This is a genomic window from Methylobacterium sp. 092160098-2 (assembly GCF_028920805.1).
Taxonomy (GTDB): domain Bacteria; phylum Pseudomonadota; class Alphaproteobacteria; order Rhizobiales; family Beijerinckiaceae; genus Methylobacterium; species Methylobacterium fujisawaense.
Genome location: NZ_JAQPZJ010000001.1, coordinates 3,400,082 through 3,415,387, shown reverse-complemented (window position 1 = coordinate 3,415,387; position 15,306 = coordinate 3,400,082). Strand labels below are relative to the sequence as shown.

15 protein-coding genes are annotated in these 15,306 nt (G+C 71.7%); 11 read left to right on the top strand and 4 right to left on the bottom strand.

From position 1 onward, the window contains the following. Positions 1 to 37: 37 nt before the first annotated feature. The 4 genes from PQI07_RS16020 to PQI07_RS16005 all read right to left on the bottom strand — a co-directional run bounded on the left by PQI07_RS16020 (position 38) and on the right by PQI07_RS16005 (position 3,237). Positions 38 to 853, bottom strand: coding sequence for an ABC transporter permease (locus PQI07_RS16020; RefSeq protein WP_179696958.1), 816 nt, complete (start codon positions 851 to 853; stop codon positions 38 to 40). Then, a complete protein-coding gene (locus PQI07_RS16015) occupies positions 844 to 1,614 on the bottom strand; it encodes an ABC transporter ATP-binding protein (protein ID WP_075380626.1) in 771 nt (256 codons plus the stop codon). Before PQI07_RS16015 ends, PQI07_RS16020 begins: the two co-directional genes overlap by 10 nt. Further along, a complete protein-coding gene (locus PQI07_RS16010; protein WP_083683516.1) occupies positions 1,611 to 2,375 on the bottom strand; it encodes a GntR family transcriptional regulator in 765 nt (254 codons plus the stop codon). Before PQI07_RS16010 ends, PQI07_RS16015 begins: the two co-directional genes overlap by 4 nt. A gap of 343 nt (positions 2,376 to 2,718) precedes the next feature. Beyond that, entirely contained in the window at positions 2,719 to 3,237 is a 519-nt protein-coding gene (locus tag PQI07_RS16005) for a MarR family winged helix-turn-helix transcriptional regulator (protein ID WP_274926956.1), read from the bottom strand. Positions 3,238 to 3,358: 121 nt separating this feature from the next. Between PQI07_RS16005 and PQI07_RS16000 the strand changes: the two genes are divergently transcribed. The 11 genes from PQI07_RS16000 to PQI07_RS15950 all read left to right on the top strand — a co-directional run bounded on the left by PQI07_RS16000 (position 3,359) and on the right by PQI07_RS15950 (position 15,247). After that, positions 3,359 to 4,642, top strand: a complete 1,284-nt coding sequence (locus tag PQI07_RS16000) for an amidohydrolase/deacetylase family metallohydrolase (RefSeq protein ID WP_043387769.1) — start codon at positions 3,359 to 3,361, stop codon at positions 4,640 to 4,642. Between the two features lie 10 nt (positions 4,643 to 4,652). Next, complete coding sequence (locus tag PQI07_RS15995) at positions 4,653 to 5,522, top strand: alpha/beta hydrolase (RefSeq protein ID WP_274926955.1); 870 nt, start codon at positions 4,653 to 4,655, stop codon at positions 5,520 to 5,522. Next, positions 5,519 to 7,873, top strand: coding sequence for a xanthine dehydrogenase family protein molybdopterin-binding subunit (locus PQI07_RS15990; protein ID WP_274926954.1), 2,355 nt, complete (start codon positions 5,519 to 5,521; stop codon positions 7,871 to 7,873). The genes PQI07_RS15995 and PQI07_RS15990 overlap by 4 nt, the downstream gene beginning before the upstream one ends. Further along, entirely contained in the window at positions 7,870 to 8,739 is an 870-nt protein-coding gene (locus tag PQI07_RS15985; protein ID WP_274926953.1) for an FAD binding domain-containing protein, read from the top strand. The genes PQI07_RS15990 and PQI07_RS15985 overlap by 4 nt, the downstream gene beginning before the upstream one ends. Beyond that, on the top strand, positions 8,736 to 9,935 hold the full coding sequence (locus tag PQI07_RS15980; protein ID WP_274926952.1) for a xanthine dehydrogenase family Fe-S subunit: 1,200 nt from the start codon (positions 8,736 to 8,738) through the stop codon (positions 9,933 to 9,935). The genes PQI07_RS15985 and PQI07_RS15980 overlap by 4 nt, the downstream gene beginning before the upstream one ends. Before the next feature lie 34 nt (positions 9,936 to 9,969). Then, a complete protein-coding gene (locus PQI07_RS15975) occupies positions 9,970 to 11,118 on the top strand; it encodes an ABC transporter substrate-binding protein (protein ID WP_274926951.1) in 1,149 nt (382 codons plus the stop codon). 397 nt (positions 11,119 to 11,515) lie between these two features. Next, positions 11,516 to 12,388, top strand: coding sequence for a branched-chain amino acid ABC transporter permease (locus PQI07_RS15970; protein ID WP_274926950.1), 873 nt, complete (start codon positions 11,516 to 11,518; stop codon positions 12,386 to 12,388). After that, a complete protein-coding gene (locus PQI07_RS15965) occupies positions 12,385 to 13,419 on the top strand; it encodes a branched-chain amino acid ABC transporter permease (protein ID WP_043387759.1) in 1,035 nt (344 codons plus the stop codon). Before PQI07_RS15970 ends, PQI07_RS15965 begins: the two co-directional genes overlap by 4 nt. Further along, positions 13,416 to 14,231 (top strand): ABC transporter ATP-binding protein, encoded by an 816-nt coding sequence (locus tag PQI07_RS15960; protein ID WP_043347347.1) that lies wholly within the window; start codon positions 13,416 to 13,418, stop codon positions 14,229 to 14,231. Before PQI07_RS15965 ends, PQI07_RS15960 begins: the two co-directional genes overlap by 4 nt. Next, the gene (locus tag PQI07_RS15955) at positions 14,224 to 14,928 is read left to right on the top strand and encodes an ABC transporter ATP-binding protein (RefSeq protein ID WP_274926949.1); all 705 of its coding nucleotides are present in this window, start codon (positions 14,224 to 14,226) and stop codon (positions 14,926 to 14,928) included. Before PQI07_RS15960 ends, PQI07_RS15955 begins: the two co-directional genes overlap by 8 nt. After that, on the top strand, positions 14,921 to 15,247 hold the full coding sequence (locus tag PQI07_RS15950) for a Rieske (2Fe-2S) protein (RefSeq protein WP_083935975.1): 327 nt from the start codon (positions 14,921 to 14,923) through the stop codon (positions 15,245 to 15,247). The genes PQI07_RS15955 and PQI07_RS15950 overlap by 8 nt, the downstream gene beginning before the upstream one ends. Positions 15,248 to 15,306: the final 59 nt, after the last annotated feature.

Below are 15,306 nucleotides of genomic sequence, written 5' to 3'. Positions count from 1 at the left end.
GACGTGCGACGGGCGTTTCCCCGCGTGGCTTCGGCCGTCACGGCTGCGCCACCTTCTTCCAGGCGAACAGGCGCTGCTCGGCCGGCTTCAGGACGAGCGTCTCAAGCCCGATCATCAGGGCGACCAGGGTGAGGGTCCAGGCGAAGACCTGATCGGTCTGGACGAGGTCCGCCGCCTGCCGCAGGCGGTAGCCGATGCCGCTGCTCGCCCCCAGCGACTCCGCCACGAGCACGACCCGCGCCCCGAAGCCGATGGCGAGGCGCGCGCCCGAGAAGAAGGCGGGCAGGATCGTCGGCAGGTAGATCTTGGTCAGCACCTTGTGGCGCGGCATGCGAAAGGTGCGGGCGAGTTCGAGATGCTCAGCGCTGACCGTGCGCGTGCCCTGCCAGACGTTGGTCAGGATCAACGGCATCGCGGTCATGAACACCACGAAGATCGTGGTCCAGTTCGACAGACCGAACCAGATCAGCGCGAAGATCGCCCAGATCGCCGACGAGACGGTGTTGGTCACCGTCAGCACCGGCTCGAAGAACCGGCCTAGGCGAGGGCTCGCGCCGAGCAGCAGGCCGAGCGGCAGCCCCATCAGGGCCGCGAGGGCGAGGCCCGCGCCGATCCGGCCCAGCGTGATGCCGAGATCGGCGGCGAAACTCGGCGTGGCGACGAGGCCGAGCCAGGCGTGCCAGACCCGCGCGGGGCTCGGCAGGACGAAGCTCGGCGCGTGCAGCGATCCGAGCTGCCACGCGGCCAGCGCCAGGGCGAGGAGGGCGAGCCTCTGGAGGAGCACGCCCGCCCGGCGTCCGGCGCCGGACGTCCGTGTCTGCCGGATCAGGCGCGGCGGGGTCTTCACGAGCATCGCGCGCTCGCGGCGGAGAGGCTGATGCGCAGGCGCCGGACCTCCTCGGCGACCTCCGCCGAGAGGGGGTCGCGGGGATACGGCAGGTCGATCGCCCGGACCGCACCGATCCGGCCCGGACGCGGGTGCAGAACGACCACTTGGCTCGCCAACACCACCGCCTCCTCAACGTCGTGCGTGACGAAGACGAGGGTCATCGCCCGCAGGTCGGCGATGCGCAGCAGCTCCGCGTGCATCTGCGCGCGGATCTCGGGATCGAGCTTCGAGAACGGCTCGTCGAGGAGCAGGATCCGGGGCTCGGTGACGAGGCTGCGCGCGAGCGCCACCCGGCTGCGCATGCCCCCCGACAATTCGTGCGGGTAGGCGTCGCGGAAGGCCTCGAGCCCGACGAGCCGCAGGGTCTCGTTGACCCGCCGCGCCCGCTCCGCCCGGCCCATGCGTCCGGCCTCGAGCCCGAAGGCGACATTCTGGGCGGCCGTGCGCCAGGGCAGCAGCCGGTCCTCCTGGAACATGTAGGTCATCGCCCGCCAGTCGCGGAAGGCGTGCGACGGGATGCCGTTCAGGAGGACGGCACCCTGATCGGGCTCGACCAGCCCGGCGATCATGTTCAGGAGGGTGCTCTTGCCGCAGCCCGACGCGCCCAGGATCGCGACGATCGCGTGCTGCGGGATCGCGATGTCGATGGCGTCCAGGACGTGGAGCGGCCCGCCCTCGCGCCGGTCGAACCACTTGCTGACGTGGTCGAGTTCGACGGCGTTCACGGCTCGCCCCCCTCGGCCCGGGACGTCCGCACCGGCGCCACCACGGCGGTGTCGCGCAGGCTGGCGATGACCTTCTCCAGGGTCATGTCGCGGAACGTCTCGACGTGGCGGCGCGCCACCAGGGCGGCGCTGTCGGCATCCCCCGCCACGAGATGCTCGATCATCGCGGTGTGGTCGTTCTCGATGTTCGGCCTGACCCCCTGCACGCCGAAGCCGAGGGCGACGAGGCGGGTCATCTCGTCGAGGAGGCCCGACAGGGTCCGGTACAGGCGTCCGTTCCCGGCCGCGGCGGCGATCGCGAGGTGGAAACCCCGGTTGGCCTCCAGGAAGAAGTCGATCTGGTTGCCCATCTCCACCGTGATCTTGCGGCGGCAGGCCTGCTCGAGGCGCTCCAGATGCGCCCGGTTCACGCGGCCGGCGGCGCCCCGGGCCGCGAGGGGCTCGAGCTCCATCCGGAGGGCGAAGACCTCGTCGACATCCTTCACGGTCACCGGGCTGACCCGGTAGCCGTGCCGCGGCATCGAGCTGACGAAGCCTTCCTGGGCCAGGCGCTGCAGCGCGATCCGGCAGCTCGCCTTCCCGATCTCGAACCGCTCCATCACCTCGGCCTCGGTGAAGCGCGTGCCGGGCAGGAGGCGGCAGGCGACGATCTCGCGCCGCATCAGGTCGTAGGCCTGATTGCCCTTGCGCGTGGCGTCGGGGACGGCGAGCACCGTCGCCATCGAGCGAGCCGGCCGGGACCTGTCATCGCGCGTCGTCATGGCCCCTCGCTGTTCGGGCATTGAGGCTCCCACAGCACGCTGTGAGCAGCTCACCGCACGCAGGACATGTGCCAACCACGCGTCCGCCCGGCGGCGCCCATTGGGCATTGGTGAGCAGAACGATTGTCGGATGCCGGCATTCGCCCCGGGCTGGGAAGCTCAGATGCGTCGGGTGATCAGCTCAGCACGCCCTGTGGGCATGTCATGCCGTATTTATGCGCAACCGGCGCGCGCTCTGTAAATGGAATACCCGTCCAATTTTCCCGAAGGTATTGGGATAAGGAACCTTTCGAAACTCTTCGACGCAGAACAATCTGTGTCTTCTTTAGGCAGGCGCCGCGCCCTACACGATGTCGGGCTGGCCGCGCCGGTGCTCGTGCCCCGCGATGACGCGGCGCAGGAGCCGGGTCAGGGTGTCCTGCTCCGCCGGGGTGAGGGCTTCGACGGTCAGGGCGTGCGCGGCCCGCGCCGCCGGCTCCATCGCGCTGTGGAGCGCGGCCCCCGCTTCCGTCAGCCGACAGACCTGCGCGCGGCGGTCGAGGGGCGAGGTCGAGCGGCTCACCAGGCCGCGCGCCGCGAGGCGTTTCAGGGCGCCGGTCGTCGTCGTCCGGTCGAGGGCGACCGCGCTCGCGAGGGTCGTCTGATCGGCCTCCGCCAGGTCCCGCAGCAGCGACAGCAGGCTGTACTGCAGCGGAGTGACGCGAAACGCGGCACAGCTTTCCGCGAAAAGGCTGACGTGGATCTGGTGCATGCGGCGGGCGAGGAAGCCCGGGCGCTCGCCCAGAGGCCAGTGCCGCGTGTCCGCCGCCCCGTTCGCCCTTGCCGACCCCGCCGCGAATCCGGCGTTCAGACCCTCATCCATCGTCCGACTCCGCAGAACGGTTCCAGTCTTGGCACGCCGCGTGCAACGCCGGAATACGAAGCATGCTTCGCTTTTGGCAAGGGCGAGGCCGGCGCGCGCCGGCCGGGACCACGAGGTCGACATGGACAATCGCCGCTACGATCTGGTTCTGCGGGGCGGGCGGGTCATCTGCCCGGCCTCCGGCATCGACGGCATCCGCGACGTCGCGGTGCGGGACGGGCGCATCGCCGCCGTGGCGGAGGCGATCCTGCCCTCGGCCGCCGCCGAGGTCATCGACGTCACGGGCAAGCTCGTCCTGCCCGGCATGATCGACACCCACGCCCACGTCTACCAGTACGTCACCGGCCGGTTCGGCCTGAACCCCGACATGGTCGGCGTGCGCTCGGGCGTCACGACGGTGGTGGACCAGGGCGGCCCGTCCTGCATGACCCTGCCGGGCTTCCGCCACTTCATCGCCGAGCGGTCGCAGACGCAGGTGCTCGCCTTCCTGTCGGCCTACCTCGTCGGTGGCCTGGAGGGGCATTTCTACCCGAACCTCTACAGCCCGGACGGCGTCGATATCGACGCGACGGTGAAGTCGGCCACCGAGAACCGCGACCTCGTGCGCGGCATCAAGGGCCATGCCGAGATCGGCGGCTTCGCCCGCTGGGGCATCAAGGTGATGGAGATGGCCGCCGAGATCAGCCGGCGCGCCGACCTGCCGCTCTACGTGCATTTCGGCCAGCTCTGGGGCCTCCCGGAATCGGGGGCCAACGGCGAGGATGCCGACACCATCGTCGAGCGGGTGATCCCCCTGCTGCGGCCGGGCGACGTGCTGGCCCATCCCTTCACCCGCCACCCGGGCGGCTTCATCAACGAGCAGGGCGAGGTGCACCACATCATCCGCCGGGCCATGGAGGCCGGGCTGAAGGTCGATGTCGGCCACGGGAGCCACTTCTCCTACCGCGTGGCCCGCGCCTCGCTGCCGGCGGGCGTGATCCCCTACACGCTGGGCGCCGACATGCACGGCTACAACACCGAGGTCCCCGAGGTGAAGAAGCCCGCCGGCACCCCGGACGAGCACCACGACGACGAGAACCATCCCTTCCTCGGCCAGGCCCGCTTCAGCCTGACCCAGGCGATGAGCTCGATGATGGCGCTCGGCATCCCGCTGGAGAACGTGGTGCCGATGGTGACGTCGCATCCGGCCGAGATGCTGCGCATGGGCGACCGGATCGGCGCCCTCAAGATCGGATACGCGGCCGACGTCTCGGTGCTGCACGACGACCGCGGCCGCTTCCTGCTGCGCGACAACGAGGACACGCGGGTGATCGCCGACCGCCTGCTGCGCCCGGCCTTCTGCCTGCGCGCGGGGAAGCGATTCGAGGCCGACTCGCCGATCCTGCCCCAGGCGATCGCGGCCTGAGGTGGCGCCGATGCCCGCCATCGTCCTCGACGACCCGACACCGCCGGATCCGCGCCACCGCTGGGACAGCCTGGACGCGGCGGCCCGGGGCGCCTGCTACGACAACAACGCGGGCGTGCCCGACAGCGCCGCGCAGGTCGCGGCCCGCAACGCGGCCTCCGCGACCTACCGGGCCGCGCATCCGGACTGGCTCGACATCCCCTACGCCGCCGGAGCGCGCACGGGCTTCGACCTCTACCCGGCGACGGAGACGGGTGCGCCCTGCCTCGTCTTCGTCCACGGCGGCTACTGGCAGCGCAACGCCCGGGCCGATTTCGCCTGCTTCGCTGAGGGCCTGAACGCGGCCGGCTGGTCCGTGGCGATGCCGGGCTACACGCTGGCACCCGAGGCGAGCCTCACCGGTATCGTCGCCGAGATCGGGGCCGCCCTCGACTGGCTCGCCGTGTACGGACCGGCGCGCGGGATCGGCGGCCCGACGATCCTTGCCGGCTGGTCCGCGGGGGCGCACCTCGCCGCTCTCCACCTCGGACATCCCGCCGTGTCCGCGGTCCTGGCGATCTCCGGCGTCTACGACCTCGCGCCGATCCGCGAGACCTACCTGAACAAGAAGCTCGGGCTGACCGAGGTCGAGATCGAGACGCTGTCGCCCCTGCGGCTGGCGGTCACGCCGAAGCCCATGACGATCGCCTACGGCAGCCGGGAGCTGCCCGCCCTCGTCCACGACGCACGCAACCTCCACGCCCTGCGCAGCGCCGCCCACGCGCCGGGCGCACTGCTGCCGGTCCCGGGCGCCGACCACTTCTCGATCCTCGACGGGTTCCGCCGGCCCGACGGCCTCCTGGTCCGGGCCGCGCAGGACCTTCTCGGAGGCGCCCGATGAGCCGCGAAGGCGTCGGGGCCTCCCTGCCCCGCAAGGAGGACGACCGCCTGATGCGCGGGCGCGGCCAGTATGTCGGCGACCTTCGGTTGCCGGGCCTGCAGGACGTCGCCTTCGTGCGCAGTCCGATGGCGCATGCCCGGATCCGCGCCATCCACGTGCCGGAAGCCTGCCGCGACCGCGTCTTCACCGCCGCCGACCTCGACGGGGTGCTGCCGATCCGGGCCGTCTCGGGGCTGCCCGGCTTCAAGGTCTCCGAGCAGCCGGTGCTCGCCACCGGCAAGGTCCGGCAGGTGGGCGAGTTGGTGGCGATGTGCGTCGCCCCGACCCGCGCGGAGGCCGAGGACATCGCCGCCTCCGTAGTGCTCGACCTGGAGGAATTGCCCGCAATCCACGACATGCTGGCCGCGCGCGAGCCGGGCTCCGCCCTCGTCCACGAGCACTGGGGCGACAACGTCTTCCTGGAGACCCTGGTCGACGTCGGCATCGAGAGCGCCCTCGACGCGCCGATCCGGGTCAGCCGCACCATCTCGACGGGGCGGCAATGCATGGCGCCGATCGAGGGCCGCGGCACCGTGGTGAATCTCGATCACCGCCTCGACCAGCTCGTCGTCCACACCGCGAGCCAGATGCCGCACATCGTGCGCAACGGCCTCTCGGAGTGCCTCGGGATCGAGCAGGGGCGCATTCGCATCGTCTCGCCGGATGTCGGCGGCGGATTCGGCTACAAGGCGATCCTGCTCGCCGAGGACGTGGCGCTGGCGTGGCTCGCGCTCCGCTGCGGCCACCCGGTCCGCTGGCTGGAGGACCGGCGCGAGCACCTGACCGCCAACGCCAATTGCCGCGAGCACCATTACCGCATCACCGCCTACGCGGAGCGGGACGGGACCCTGCGCGGCATCGACTGCGAGGCAACGGTCGATTCCGGCGCCTACTCGGCCTACCCGTTCTCGGCCTGCCTGGAGGCCGCGCAGGTCGCCAGCATCCTGCCGGGGCCCTACGACTTCCCGGCCTATCGCTGCCGCACGTGGTCGGTGGCGACCAACAAGTGCTCGATCCTGCCGTACCGGGGGGTGGCGCGCACCGGTGTCTGCTTCGCCCTGGAGCTCGTCCTCGACGCCGTCGCCCGCGCGGCCGGGATCCCGCCCGAGGCGGTGCGCGAGAAGAACCTCGTGCGGCCCGAGCAGATGCCGTTCGACAACATCACGAAGAAGCACTTCGACAGCGGCGACTACCCGGAGGCCCTGGCCCGGGCGCTGAAGGCAATCGACGTGGAGGCGGTCCGCGCCCGCCAGCGTCAGGGCGAGCCGGACGGGCGCCGGATCGGCCTCGGCCTCGCGATCTACTGCGAGCAGGCGGCGCACGGCACCTCGGTCTATTCCGGCTGGGGGATCCCGATGGTGCCCGGCCACGAGCAGGCCAGCGCCCGCCTGACCCCGGACGGCGGCCTGGAGCTGCGGATCGGCGCCCATTCCCACGGCCAGGGCCTGGAGACGACGCTGGCCCAGGTCGCCCACGAGATCCTGGGCGTGCCGGTGGCGCGCACCCGTCTCGTCCACGGCGACACGGCGATGACACCCTACTCCACCGGCTCCTGGGGCTCGCGCGTGATGGTGATGGCCGGCGGCGCGGTCGCGGCGGCCTGCGAGGAACTGCGCGCCCGCGCCGTGCGGATCGGCGCCCACCTGCTCCAGGCGCGGCCCGAGGAGTGCCGATTCGAGGGCGGCCACGTCGTCGGCCCCACGGGCGACGTCCCGCTCAAGGCCATCGCCCGCACCTGGTACCGGCGCCCGCAGGATCTCGCGCCCGAGACCGATCCCGGCGGCCTCGAAGTCACCGCCGGCTACAAGCCGGTGCGCGATTCCGGCACCTTCTCGTACGCGGCGCACGCGGCCGTGGTGGCGGTCGATCCCGATCTCGGAGCGGTCGAGATCCTCGACTACGTCATCGTCGAGGACGGCGGCACGCTGGTGAATCCCCTCGTGGTCGACGGCCAGATCTACGGCGGCCTCGCCCAGGGGATCGGCACGGCGCTGTTCGAGGAGGTGCGCTTCGACGGGCGCGGCCAGCCGCTCGCCTCGACCTTCGCCGACTACCTCCTGCCCGGCGCCGCCGACGTGCCGATGGCGCGCATCGACCACATGGAGACGCCCTCGCCCTACACGCGCTTCGGCCAGAAGGGCATCGGCGAGGGCGGCGCCATCGCGCCCCCGGCGGCGCTGGCCAACGCCGTCAACGACGCGCTGGCGCCGCTGGGCGTCGAGATGCTGCATTCCCCCGTCACCCCCCGACGCATCGTGGAGGCCGTGCTCGCCGCCCGCGCGCCCGCCGAGACCGCGCGGGAGGCCGCATGAAGCCCGCACCCTTCGCCTGGGAGCGGCCGGGCAGCCTCGCCGCGCTCTTGGACCGCCTCGCACAGGCCACCTGCAACGTGAAGCTGATCGCGGGAGGGCAGTCCCTCGGGCCGATGCTGAACCTGCGCCTCGTCGAGCCGGATCTCATCCTCGACATCACCGGCATCCCCGAGCTCCACGAAGCCCGGGTCGAGGGCGACACGCTCGTCCTCGGGGCCTGCGTGACCCATGCCGACATCGAGGACGGGCGCGTTGCCGACGTCACCGGCGGCGCGCTGCAGCGGGTGGCGTCGGCGATCGCCTACCGGCCGGTGCGCAACCGCGGCACGGTCGGCGGCAGCCTCGTCCACGCCGATCCGGCCGCCGACTGGGTCAGCGCCCTGACGGCCCTCGGTGCCGAGGTCGAGATCGCGGGCCGGAACGGCCGCCGCACCCTGCCGGTGGAGCGCTTCGTCACCGGCGCCCTCGAAGTGGCGCTCGGCGCGGGCGAGATCCTCGTCGCCGTGCGCGTGCCGGCGCTGCCGGCGGGCGCCGCCTGGGGCTACGTCAAGCACTGTGCGAAGATCGGCGAGTTCGCCCACGCCATCGGAGCCGTGCGCCTCGAACCCGGCGCGGGCCGGGGCCGGGCCGTGATCGGCGCGGTCGAGGGGCCGCCCGTGCTCCTGGCCGATGCGCGCCCGCTCTTCGGCGGCCGCATCGGCGCCGACTTCGCCGCGCGCTTCGATTCCCGGGTCGCGGATCAGGCCCTGCGGGAGGCCGGGATGGCCGACGCGGTCGAGCGGCACATCCACGTCACCGGTCTCGCCCGCGCGGTGGCGGCGGCCGGGCGCGTTCCCCACGCCAAGCCCCTTCCGGAGGCCGCATGAGCGCCGCGCTGGCCGAACCCGGGGCGTCCCGCATGGCCCTCGCGCTGACGGTGAACGGCCGCGCCGTCCGGGTCGCGGCCGAGCCACGCAGCCATCTCGGCGACGTGCTGCGCGACGGGCTCGACCTCACCGGCACGCATCTGGGCTGCGAGCACGGCGTCTGCGGCGCCTGCACGGTGCTGCTCGACGGCGAGCCCGCCCGCGCCTGCCTGACCTTCGCGGGCGCCTGCGCGGGCGCCGCCGTCACCACGATCGAGGGCCTCGACACGGACGCGATCACGGGCGAGCTGCGGGCCGCCTTCAACCGCGAGCATGCGCTCCAGTGCGGCTACTGCACGCCCGGGATGCTGGTGGCCGCCCGCGACCTGGTCCTGCGGCTGCCCGAGGCCGACGAGCGGCGGATCCGCGTCGGCCTGTCGGGCAATCTCTGCCGCTGCACCGGCTATGCCGGCATCGTCCGGGCCGTGATGGCGGTGATCGCGGACCGGCGCGGGCGCGGCATCCCCCCGGAGACCGGCGCGGCGCGCGCCCTCGGCCCGGTCGGCGCGCGGGTCGGCGAGGCGATGGTCGCGCCCCTGACTCCGCCGGCCAAGCCCCTCGCCCCGGTCGCGCCCGCCGCGGTGGCGGATCTGTCCGACACCTTTGAGCCGGCTCACAGCTTCACGCAGGCGGTCGACCTCGCGCATCCGCCGGAGGCCGTCTTCGCGCTGCTGGGCGATATCGACGCGGTCGCCGCCTGCCTGCCCGGCGCGGTCCTGACGGCGCGGCCCGCGCCCGACGCGGTCGAGGGCGGCCTGCAGGCGCGGATCGGGCCGATCGCCGCGACGTTTCACGGTCGCGCCCGCCTCACGCGGCAGGAGGCGGCGCGGACCGGCTCGGTCCACGGCGCCGGAACCGACTCCGGCGGCCGCTCGGCCACCGAGGGCCGGATCCGCTACCGGGTCGAGGCTGGACCGGCGCCGGGCACCGCCCGGGTCGCGCTCGACGTCGGCTACACCCTGACCGGGCCGCTCGCCCAGTTCGGTCGCCCCGGCCTCGTGCGCGACCTCGCCGGCCGCATCGCGGCGGAGTTCGCCCGCAACCTAGATGCCCGGCTCTCGGGCGTCGCGACCCCGGCCCCCGCCGGCCTCAACCCGCTCCGCCTGCTCCTCGGCCTCGCCCGCGCGCGCCTCGCGGCGTGGTTCGGCCGCGCCTGATCCCACCCCGCCTCAACGCACCGGAGACACGCGAATGCCCAGCAGGTTCACCCTCACGACCGCGATCCTGCTGGCGCTGACGGCGACGGGCGCCCGGGCGGACGCGATCCGCATCGGCGTCAACGAGCCCCTGACCGGGCCGTTCGCGGCCTCGGGCACCTACGTGGTGAACGGCGCCAAGATCGCCGCCGACGAGATCAACGCCAAGGGCGGCGTCCTCGGCAAGAAACTGGAACTCGTGATCGAGGACAACAAGAGCAACCCGACCGAGGCCGCCGCGGTCGCCGAGAAGCTGATCACCAGCGACAAGACCCCGGTGATGATGGGCGCCTGGGGCTCCAGCCTGACGCTCGCCGTGATGCCCAAGCTCGCGGATTACGAGACGCCGATGCTGGTCGAGACCTCCTCGTCCGGCAAGATCACGACCTCCGGCAACCCTTACGTGTTCCGGATCTCGCCGCCCTCGTCGCTGGAGGCCGAGACCTTCGCGCCGATGGTCGGCCGCCTCGGGCTGAAGAAGGTCGATTTCCTCGTCCTCAACAACGACTTCGGTCGCGGCGCCGCGACCGATTTCGGCAAGATGCTCAAGGACAAGGGCGTCGCGGTCGGCCTCGTCGAGACCATGGACCAGGGCGCGCAGGACATGAGCGCGCAGCTCGCCAAGCTGAAGGCTTCGGATTCCGACACGATCATGATCACGAGCTCGGTCGATCAGCTCGTGCTGCTGTTCAAGCAGATGGCGGCGCTCGGCCTGAAGAAGCGGGTCATCACCACCGGCGGATCGCAGAACCCGGACCAGATCATCGCCCAGGCCGGCGCGGCCGCCGACGGCACGATGCACCTCACGACGTTCCTGCCCTGGTCGCCCGACAGGACGCCGGACCCGAAGGCCACCGAGGCCTTCATCGCCGCGTGGAAGAAGCGCGGCTTCGACTTCGCCGGCGTCACCGAGAGCTTCCGCGGCTACGACGGCATCCGCGCGATCGCCCACGCCATCGAGAAGGCGGGCTCGGCCGATCCGGCCGCGATCACCAAGGCCTTCTGGTCGGTCGACTTCGTCGGGCTCAACGGTCCGATCCGCTTCGCCAAGGCCGGCCCCGCCGGGAAGGAGAGCGGGCAGAGCAAGCCCGACGTCTACCTCATCGAGATCAAGGACGGGAAGGTGATCGTGCCGGCACTGTAGGGCTGCCGCCGCGCGCCGTCCCTCCCCCCTCGGCGGGGGCTTACAGAATCACACATCGGGTTCGGCCACGCGGTTTCAGGACCGAGCGCGGGTCCCCTCTCCCGAGCGGGAGAGGGATAGGGTGAGGGACGAGAGCTTTCAGAACGAGGCGCGTCCTGTCGCGCATCGATCGCGCTCTCGATCCGAAGAGTTCTCATCCCTCACCCCAACCCTCTCCCGCACGGGAGAGGGGGCCTGTCGCGCTCTCCGGCCCGCGGCGGTGCAAAACGAAGATGTGTGACCATCGTCGCTGCGGGAGAGGGAGACGCGCGGTGCCGGCTCCCGAATTGGCAACCCGCGTGTCCCCGCACGCAGCGAGGCGCCGGTCGTCCGGCACGCAACCTGCCAGGAGAAGCCCATGAACGAACTGGTCCAGCACCTCGTCAACGCGCTCATCCTCGGCGGTACCTACGCGCTGCTGGGGATCGGGCTGACGCTGATCTTCGGGATCATGAACGTCGTGAACTTCACCCACGGCGCGCTCTACACCGTCGGCGCCTACGTCATGTACCTCGCGGTCGCGGCGCTGGGGCTGAACTTCTTCCTGGCGCTGCCGGTGGCGATTCTCGGCGGCCTCCTGCTCGGGACCGCGATCGAGCTGGTGCTGCTGCGGCCGTTCCGGGGCTCGGACATCGACACCACCATGCTGGTGATGATCGGCGCCGGGATCATCCTGCAATCGGGCACGCTCTGGACCTTCGGCGGCGTCGCCAAGGCGATCCCCGCGCCCTTCCCGGAGGCGCCGCTGGAGATCGGCCCGGTCTCGGTGTCGTGGCTGCGGCTGTTCGTGCTCGGCGCGGCGTTGACCCTGATCGCCCTGACCTATGCGCTGATCAACCGGACCAAGCTCGGGCTCGCCATGCGCGCCGCCTTCCAGGATTCCGACACGGCGGCGCTGATGGGCGTCGACGTCCGCCGGATCTACACCGCGACCTTCGCGCTGGGCTCGTCGCTGGCGGCGGCCGCCGGCGCGCTCCTCGGTCCCGTCTACGTGGTGTTCCCGCAGATGGGCGGCCTCGCCGAGCTGAAGGCCTTCGCCATCGTCATCCTGGGCGGGCTCGGTAACGTCACCGGCGCAGCGATCGGCGGCTTCATCCTGGCGCTCGCCGAGGAACTGGGGGCCGGCTACGTCTCCTCCGGCTACCGGGACGCGATGGGCTTCCTGATCATCATCGCAGTCCTGCTCTACAGGCCGACCGGGCTGTTCGCGAAGGCGGAGCGCATCGGATGACCCGGCTTCTCCCCCTCGCCCTGCTCGCCGGCCTCGTCGCCCTGCCCCTGGGTCTCGGCGCCAACCCCTACCTCCTCAACGCGCTGATCGTGACGGGCATCCTGACGATCGGCGCCATGAGCCTGAACCTGCTCCTCGGCTTTACCGGGCAGCTCAGCCTCGGCCACATCGCGTTCTTCGGCATCGGCGCCTATGTCAGCGCGCTGACGAGCCTCGGCTTCGACGTCGATCTCGGGTTCGGCATCCGCGCGGTCCACGAGCCGTGGCCGGCAGCGGTCGGGTTCCTGCTGGCGACGGTCGCGGCGGGCGGCTGCGGCTACCTGATCGGGCGGCTCTCCTTCCGGGTGCGGGGCGCCTATTTCGTCATCGTGACGATCTCCTTCGCCGAGGTCGTACGGCTCGTGGCTCTCAACTGGGTCGAGCTGACGCAGGGACCGCTGGCGCTGACCAACATCCCGGCCATCACCCTCGGTCTACCGGGCCTCGGGATGTGGACCCTGAAGACCAAGCTCCAGAACTACTACCTCGTGCTGGCCGTCGGCACGCTGTGCTGGCTGATCATCGCCCGCCTGGTCGGCGGGCGCTTCGGCCGGGCGATGCGGGGCCTGAAGGAGAACGAGTCCCTGGCGCTCTCGGTGGGCATCAACGCCACCCGCACGCTGACCGTCGCGGCCGTGATTTCGGCGGCGATGGCCGGCGCGGCCGGCAGCCTCTACGCGCATTACCTGCGGATCATCGATCCCGACGTGTTCCTGTTCGCCACCACGGTCACCATGGTCATCATGGTGGTGGCGGGCGGCAAGGGCAGCCTGATGGGCCCGGTCGTCGGCGGCCTGATCTTCGGTCTGCTGCCGGTGGCGCTCCGCCCGGTCATGGCGCCGGAGGCGCAGTGGATCGTCTACGGCCTCGTGCTGATCGTGATCCTGTTCGTGATGCCGCGAGGCATCGTGCCGGGTCTCTCGGCCCTGCTCGGCCGCCGGCAGGTCCGGTCGATCCCGGTCCTCGAAGCCAACCCGGCGGTGCAGCGATGAGCGCGATCCTCTCGGTCGAGCATGTCGGCGTCCGCTTCGGCGGCCTCGTCGCCATCGCCGACCTGCATTTCGACGTCCAGGCCGGCGAGATCGTCAGCCTGATCGGCCCGAACGGGGCTGGCAAGACCACGGCCTTCAACGTGATGACGGGCTTCCTCAAGCCCAGCCAGGGCGATGTCCGCTTCCGCGGCACGTCGCTGAAGGGCCTGCCGCCGCACGCGATCACGCGGCTCGGACTCGCCCGCACCTTCCAGCGCACCAGCGTCTTCCCGGACGACACGGTGTTCGACAACGTGATGATCGGCCTGCACCAGATGGGCGCCGCCGCGGGCCGCGCGCCCGTTCTCGACGCGCTCCTCGGCCGCGCGGGGGCCGGCGAGAGGCAGCTGCGCGCCCGCGCCGCGGCGCTGCTCGACTGGGTCGGGCTCGCCGGCCGGGCGCAGGAGAAGGCCGGCGCCCTAGCCTACGGCGAGCAGCGCCTCGTCGGCGTGGCGCTGGCGCTCGCCACCGAGCCCGCCATGCTGCTCCTCGACGAGCCGGTCTCGGGGATGAACGCCTCCGAGACGCGGGTCTTCGTGCGCCTGATCCGGCAGATCCGGGAGCGCGGCGTCACCATCCTGCTCGTCGAGCACGACATGCCGATGGTGATGGAGGTCTCCGACCGCATCGTCGTCCTCAATTACGGCCGCCTGATCGCCGAGGGGCCGCCGGACCGGATCCGCAGCGATCCGGCGGTGATCGAGGCCTATCTCGGCCAGGGCAGCGCGGCCCGGCAGGCCGCCGCTGCCGCGCAGGAGGCGGTCCATGCTTGAGATCCGCGACCTCGTCTGCGGCTACGGCCACGTCACGGCGCTCAAGGGGCTCACGATCGACGTGCGCGAGGGCCAACTCGTGGCCCTCGTCGGTGCGAACGGGGCCGGCAAGTCCACGACGCTCCGGGCGATCTCCGGCCTCGTCGCGCCGCGCTCCGGCACGATCCGGTTCGCCGGCCGGGACATCGCGGGGGCGGAGCCCCGCCGGATCCTGGCGGCGGGCATCGCCCATTGCCCGGAGGGCCGGCGCGTCTTCCCGCAGATGACGGTCGCCGAGAACCTCGCCATGGGCGCCTATCTCCGCCGCGACCGGGCGGCGGTCGCGGCTGACCTGACGCGCATCTACGGGGAGTTTCCGCGCCTCGCGGAGCGCCGCGACCAGGCGGCCGGCACGCTGTCGGGCGGCGAGCAGCAGATGCTGGCGATCGGCCGCGCGCTGATGGGGCGCCCGAAGCTCGTGCTGTTCGACGAGCCTTCCCTGGGGCTCGCCCCCAACATCGTCGAGCGGATGTTCTCGGTGATCGGGGCGATCCGCGATGCCGGCACGACCGTGCTGCTCGTCGAGCAGAATGCGTTCGCGGCCCTCGAACTCTGCGATTACGTCTACCTGCTCGAAACCGGCCGCATCGTCCTCGCGGGGCGCGGGCAGGACCTCATCGCCGATCCCCACGTGCGGGACGCCTATCTCGGTGGCTGAGACGGAAGGGCCAGAGCGGATTTGCCTCGGCCCGCACGACCTTCTCGCCGGGCGGAACTCGGTGGCGATCACCGTCCGAGGATACCATCTGCTTCTCGTGCGCGATGGCGAGCGGATCGTAGCCGCCGAGCGGGCCTGCCCGCACGAGGGGGCAGACTTGTCTCTCGGCCAGTGCGTCGGTGGACGGCTGCTCTGCCCCAGGCATCTCGCCTCTTTCGATCTCCGAGATGGCTCCGTCTCACCGGGCTGGTCGTTTCGTGCCCTTCGCCTGTTCGAGATCGAGTCGGCTTCGGACGGGCTATGGCTCAGGATGAAATGATGTGTCTCGAGCCGTCCCGACGCTGCACGGCGTTCGCGCCGCGCAGGCGCCTCAGCGCG

Bases quoted from the DNA above. Each gene is read 5' to 3' on its own strand.
- PQI07_RS16020 (WP_179696958.1), bottom strand. From the start codon at position 853: ATGCTCGTGAAGACCCCGCCGCGCCTGATCCGGCAGACACGGACGTCC.
- PQI07_RS16010 (WP_083683516.1), bottom strand. From the start codon at position 2,375: ATGACGACGCGCGATGACAGGTCCCGGCCGGCTCGCTCGATGGCGACG.
- PQI07_RS16005 (WP_274926956.1), bottom strand. From the start codon at position 3,237: ATGGATGAGGGTCTGAACGCCGGATTCGCGGCGGGGTCGGCAAGGGCG.
- PQI07_RS16000 (WP_043387769.1), top strand. From the start codon at position 3,359: ATGGACAATCGCCGCTACGATCTGGTTCTGCGGGGCGGGCGGGTCATC.
- PQI07_RS15995 (WP_274926955.1), top strand. From the start codon at position 4,653: ATGCCCGCCATCGTCCTCGACGACCCGACACCGCCGGATCCGCGCCAC.
- PQI07_RS15990 (WP_274926954.1), top strand. From the start codon at position 5,519: ATGAGCCGCGAAGGCGTCGGGGCCTCCCTGCCCCGCAAGGAGGACGAC.
- PQI07_RS15985 (WP_274926953.1), top strand. From the start codon at position 7,870: ATGAAGCCCGCACCCTTCGCCTGGGAGCGGCCGGGCAGCCTCGCCGCG.
- PQI07_RS15980 (WP_274926952.1), top strand. From the start codon at position 8,736: ATGAGCGCCGCGCTGGCCGAACCCGGGGCGTCCCGCATGGCCCTCGCG.
- PQI07_RS15975 (WP_274926951.1), top strand. From the start codon at position 9,970: ATGCCCAGCAGGTTCACCCTCACGACCGCGATCCTGCTGGCGCTGACG.
- PQI07_RS15970 (WP_274926950.1), top strand. From the start codon at position 11,516: ATGAACGAACTGGTCCAGCACCTCGTCAACGCGCTCATCCTCGGCGGT.
- PQI07_RS15965 (WP_043387759.1), top strand. From the start codon at position 12,385: ATGACCCGGCTTCTCCCCCTCGCCCTGCTCGCCGGCCTCGTCGCCCTG.
- PQI07_RS15960 (WP_043347347.1), top strand. From the start codon at position 13,416: ATGAGCGCGATCCTCTCGGTCGAGCATGTCGGCGTCCGCTTCGGCGGC.
- PQI07_RS15955 (WP_274926949.1), top strand. From the start codon at position 14,224: ATGCTTGAGATCCGCGACCTCGTCTGCGGCTACGGCCACGTCACGGCG.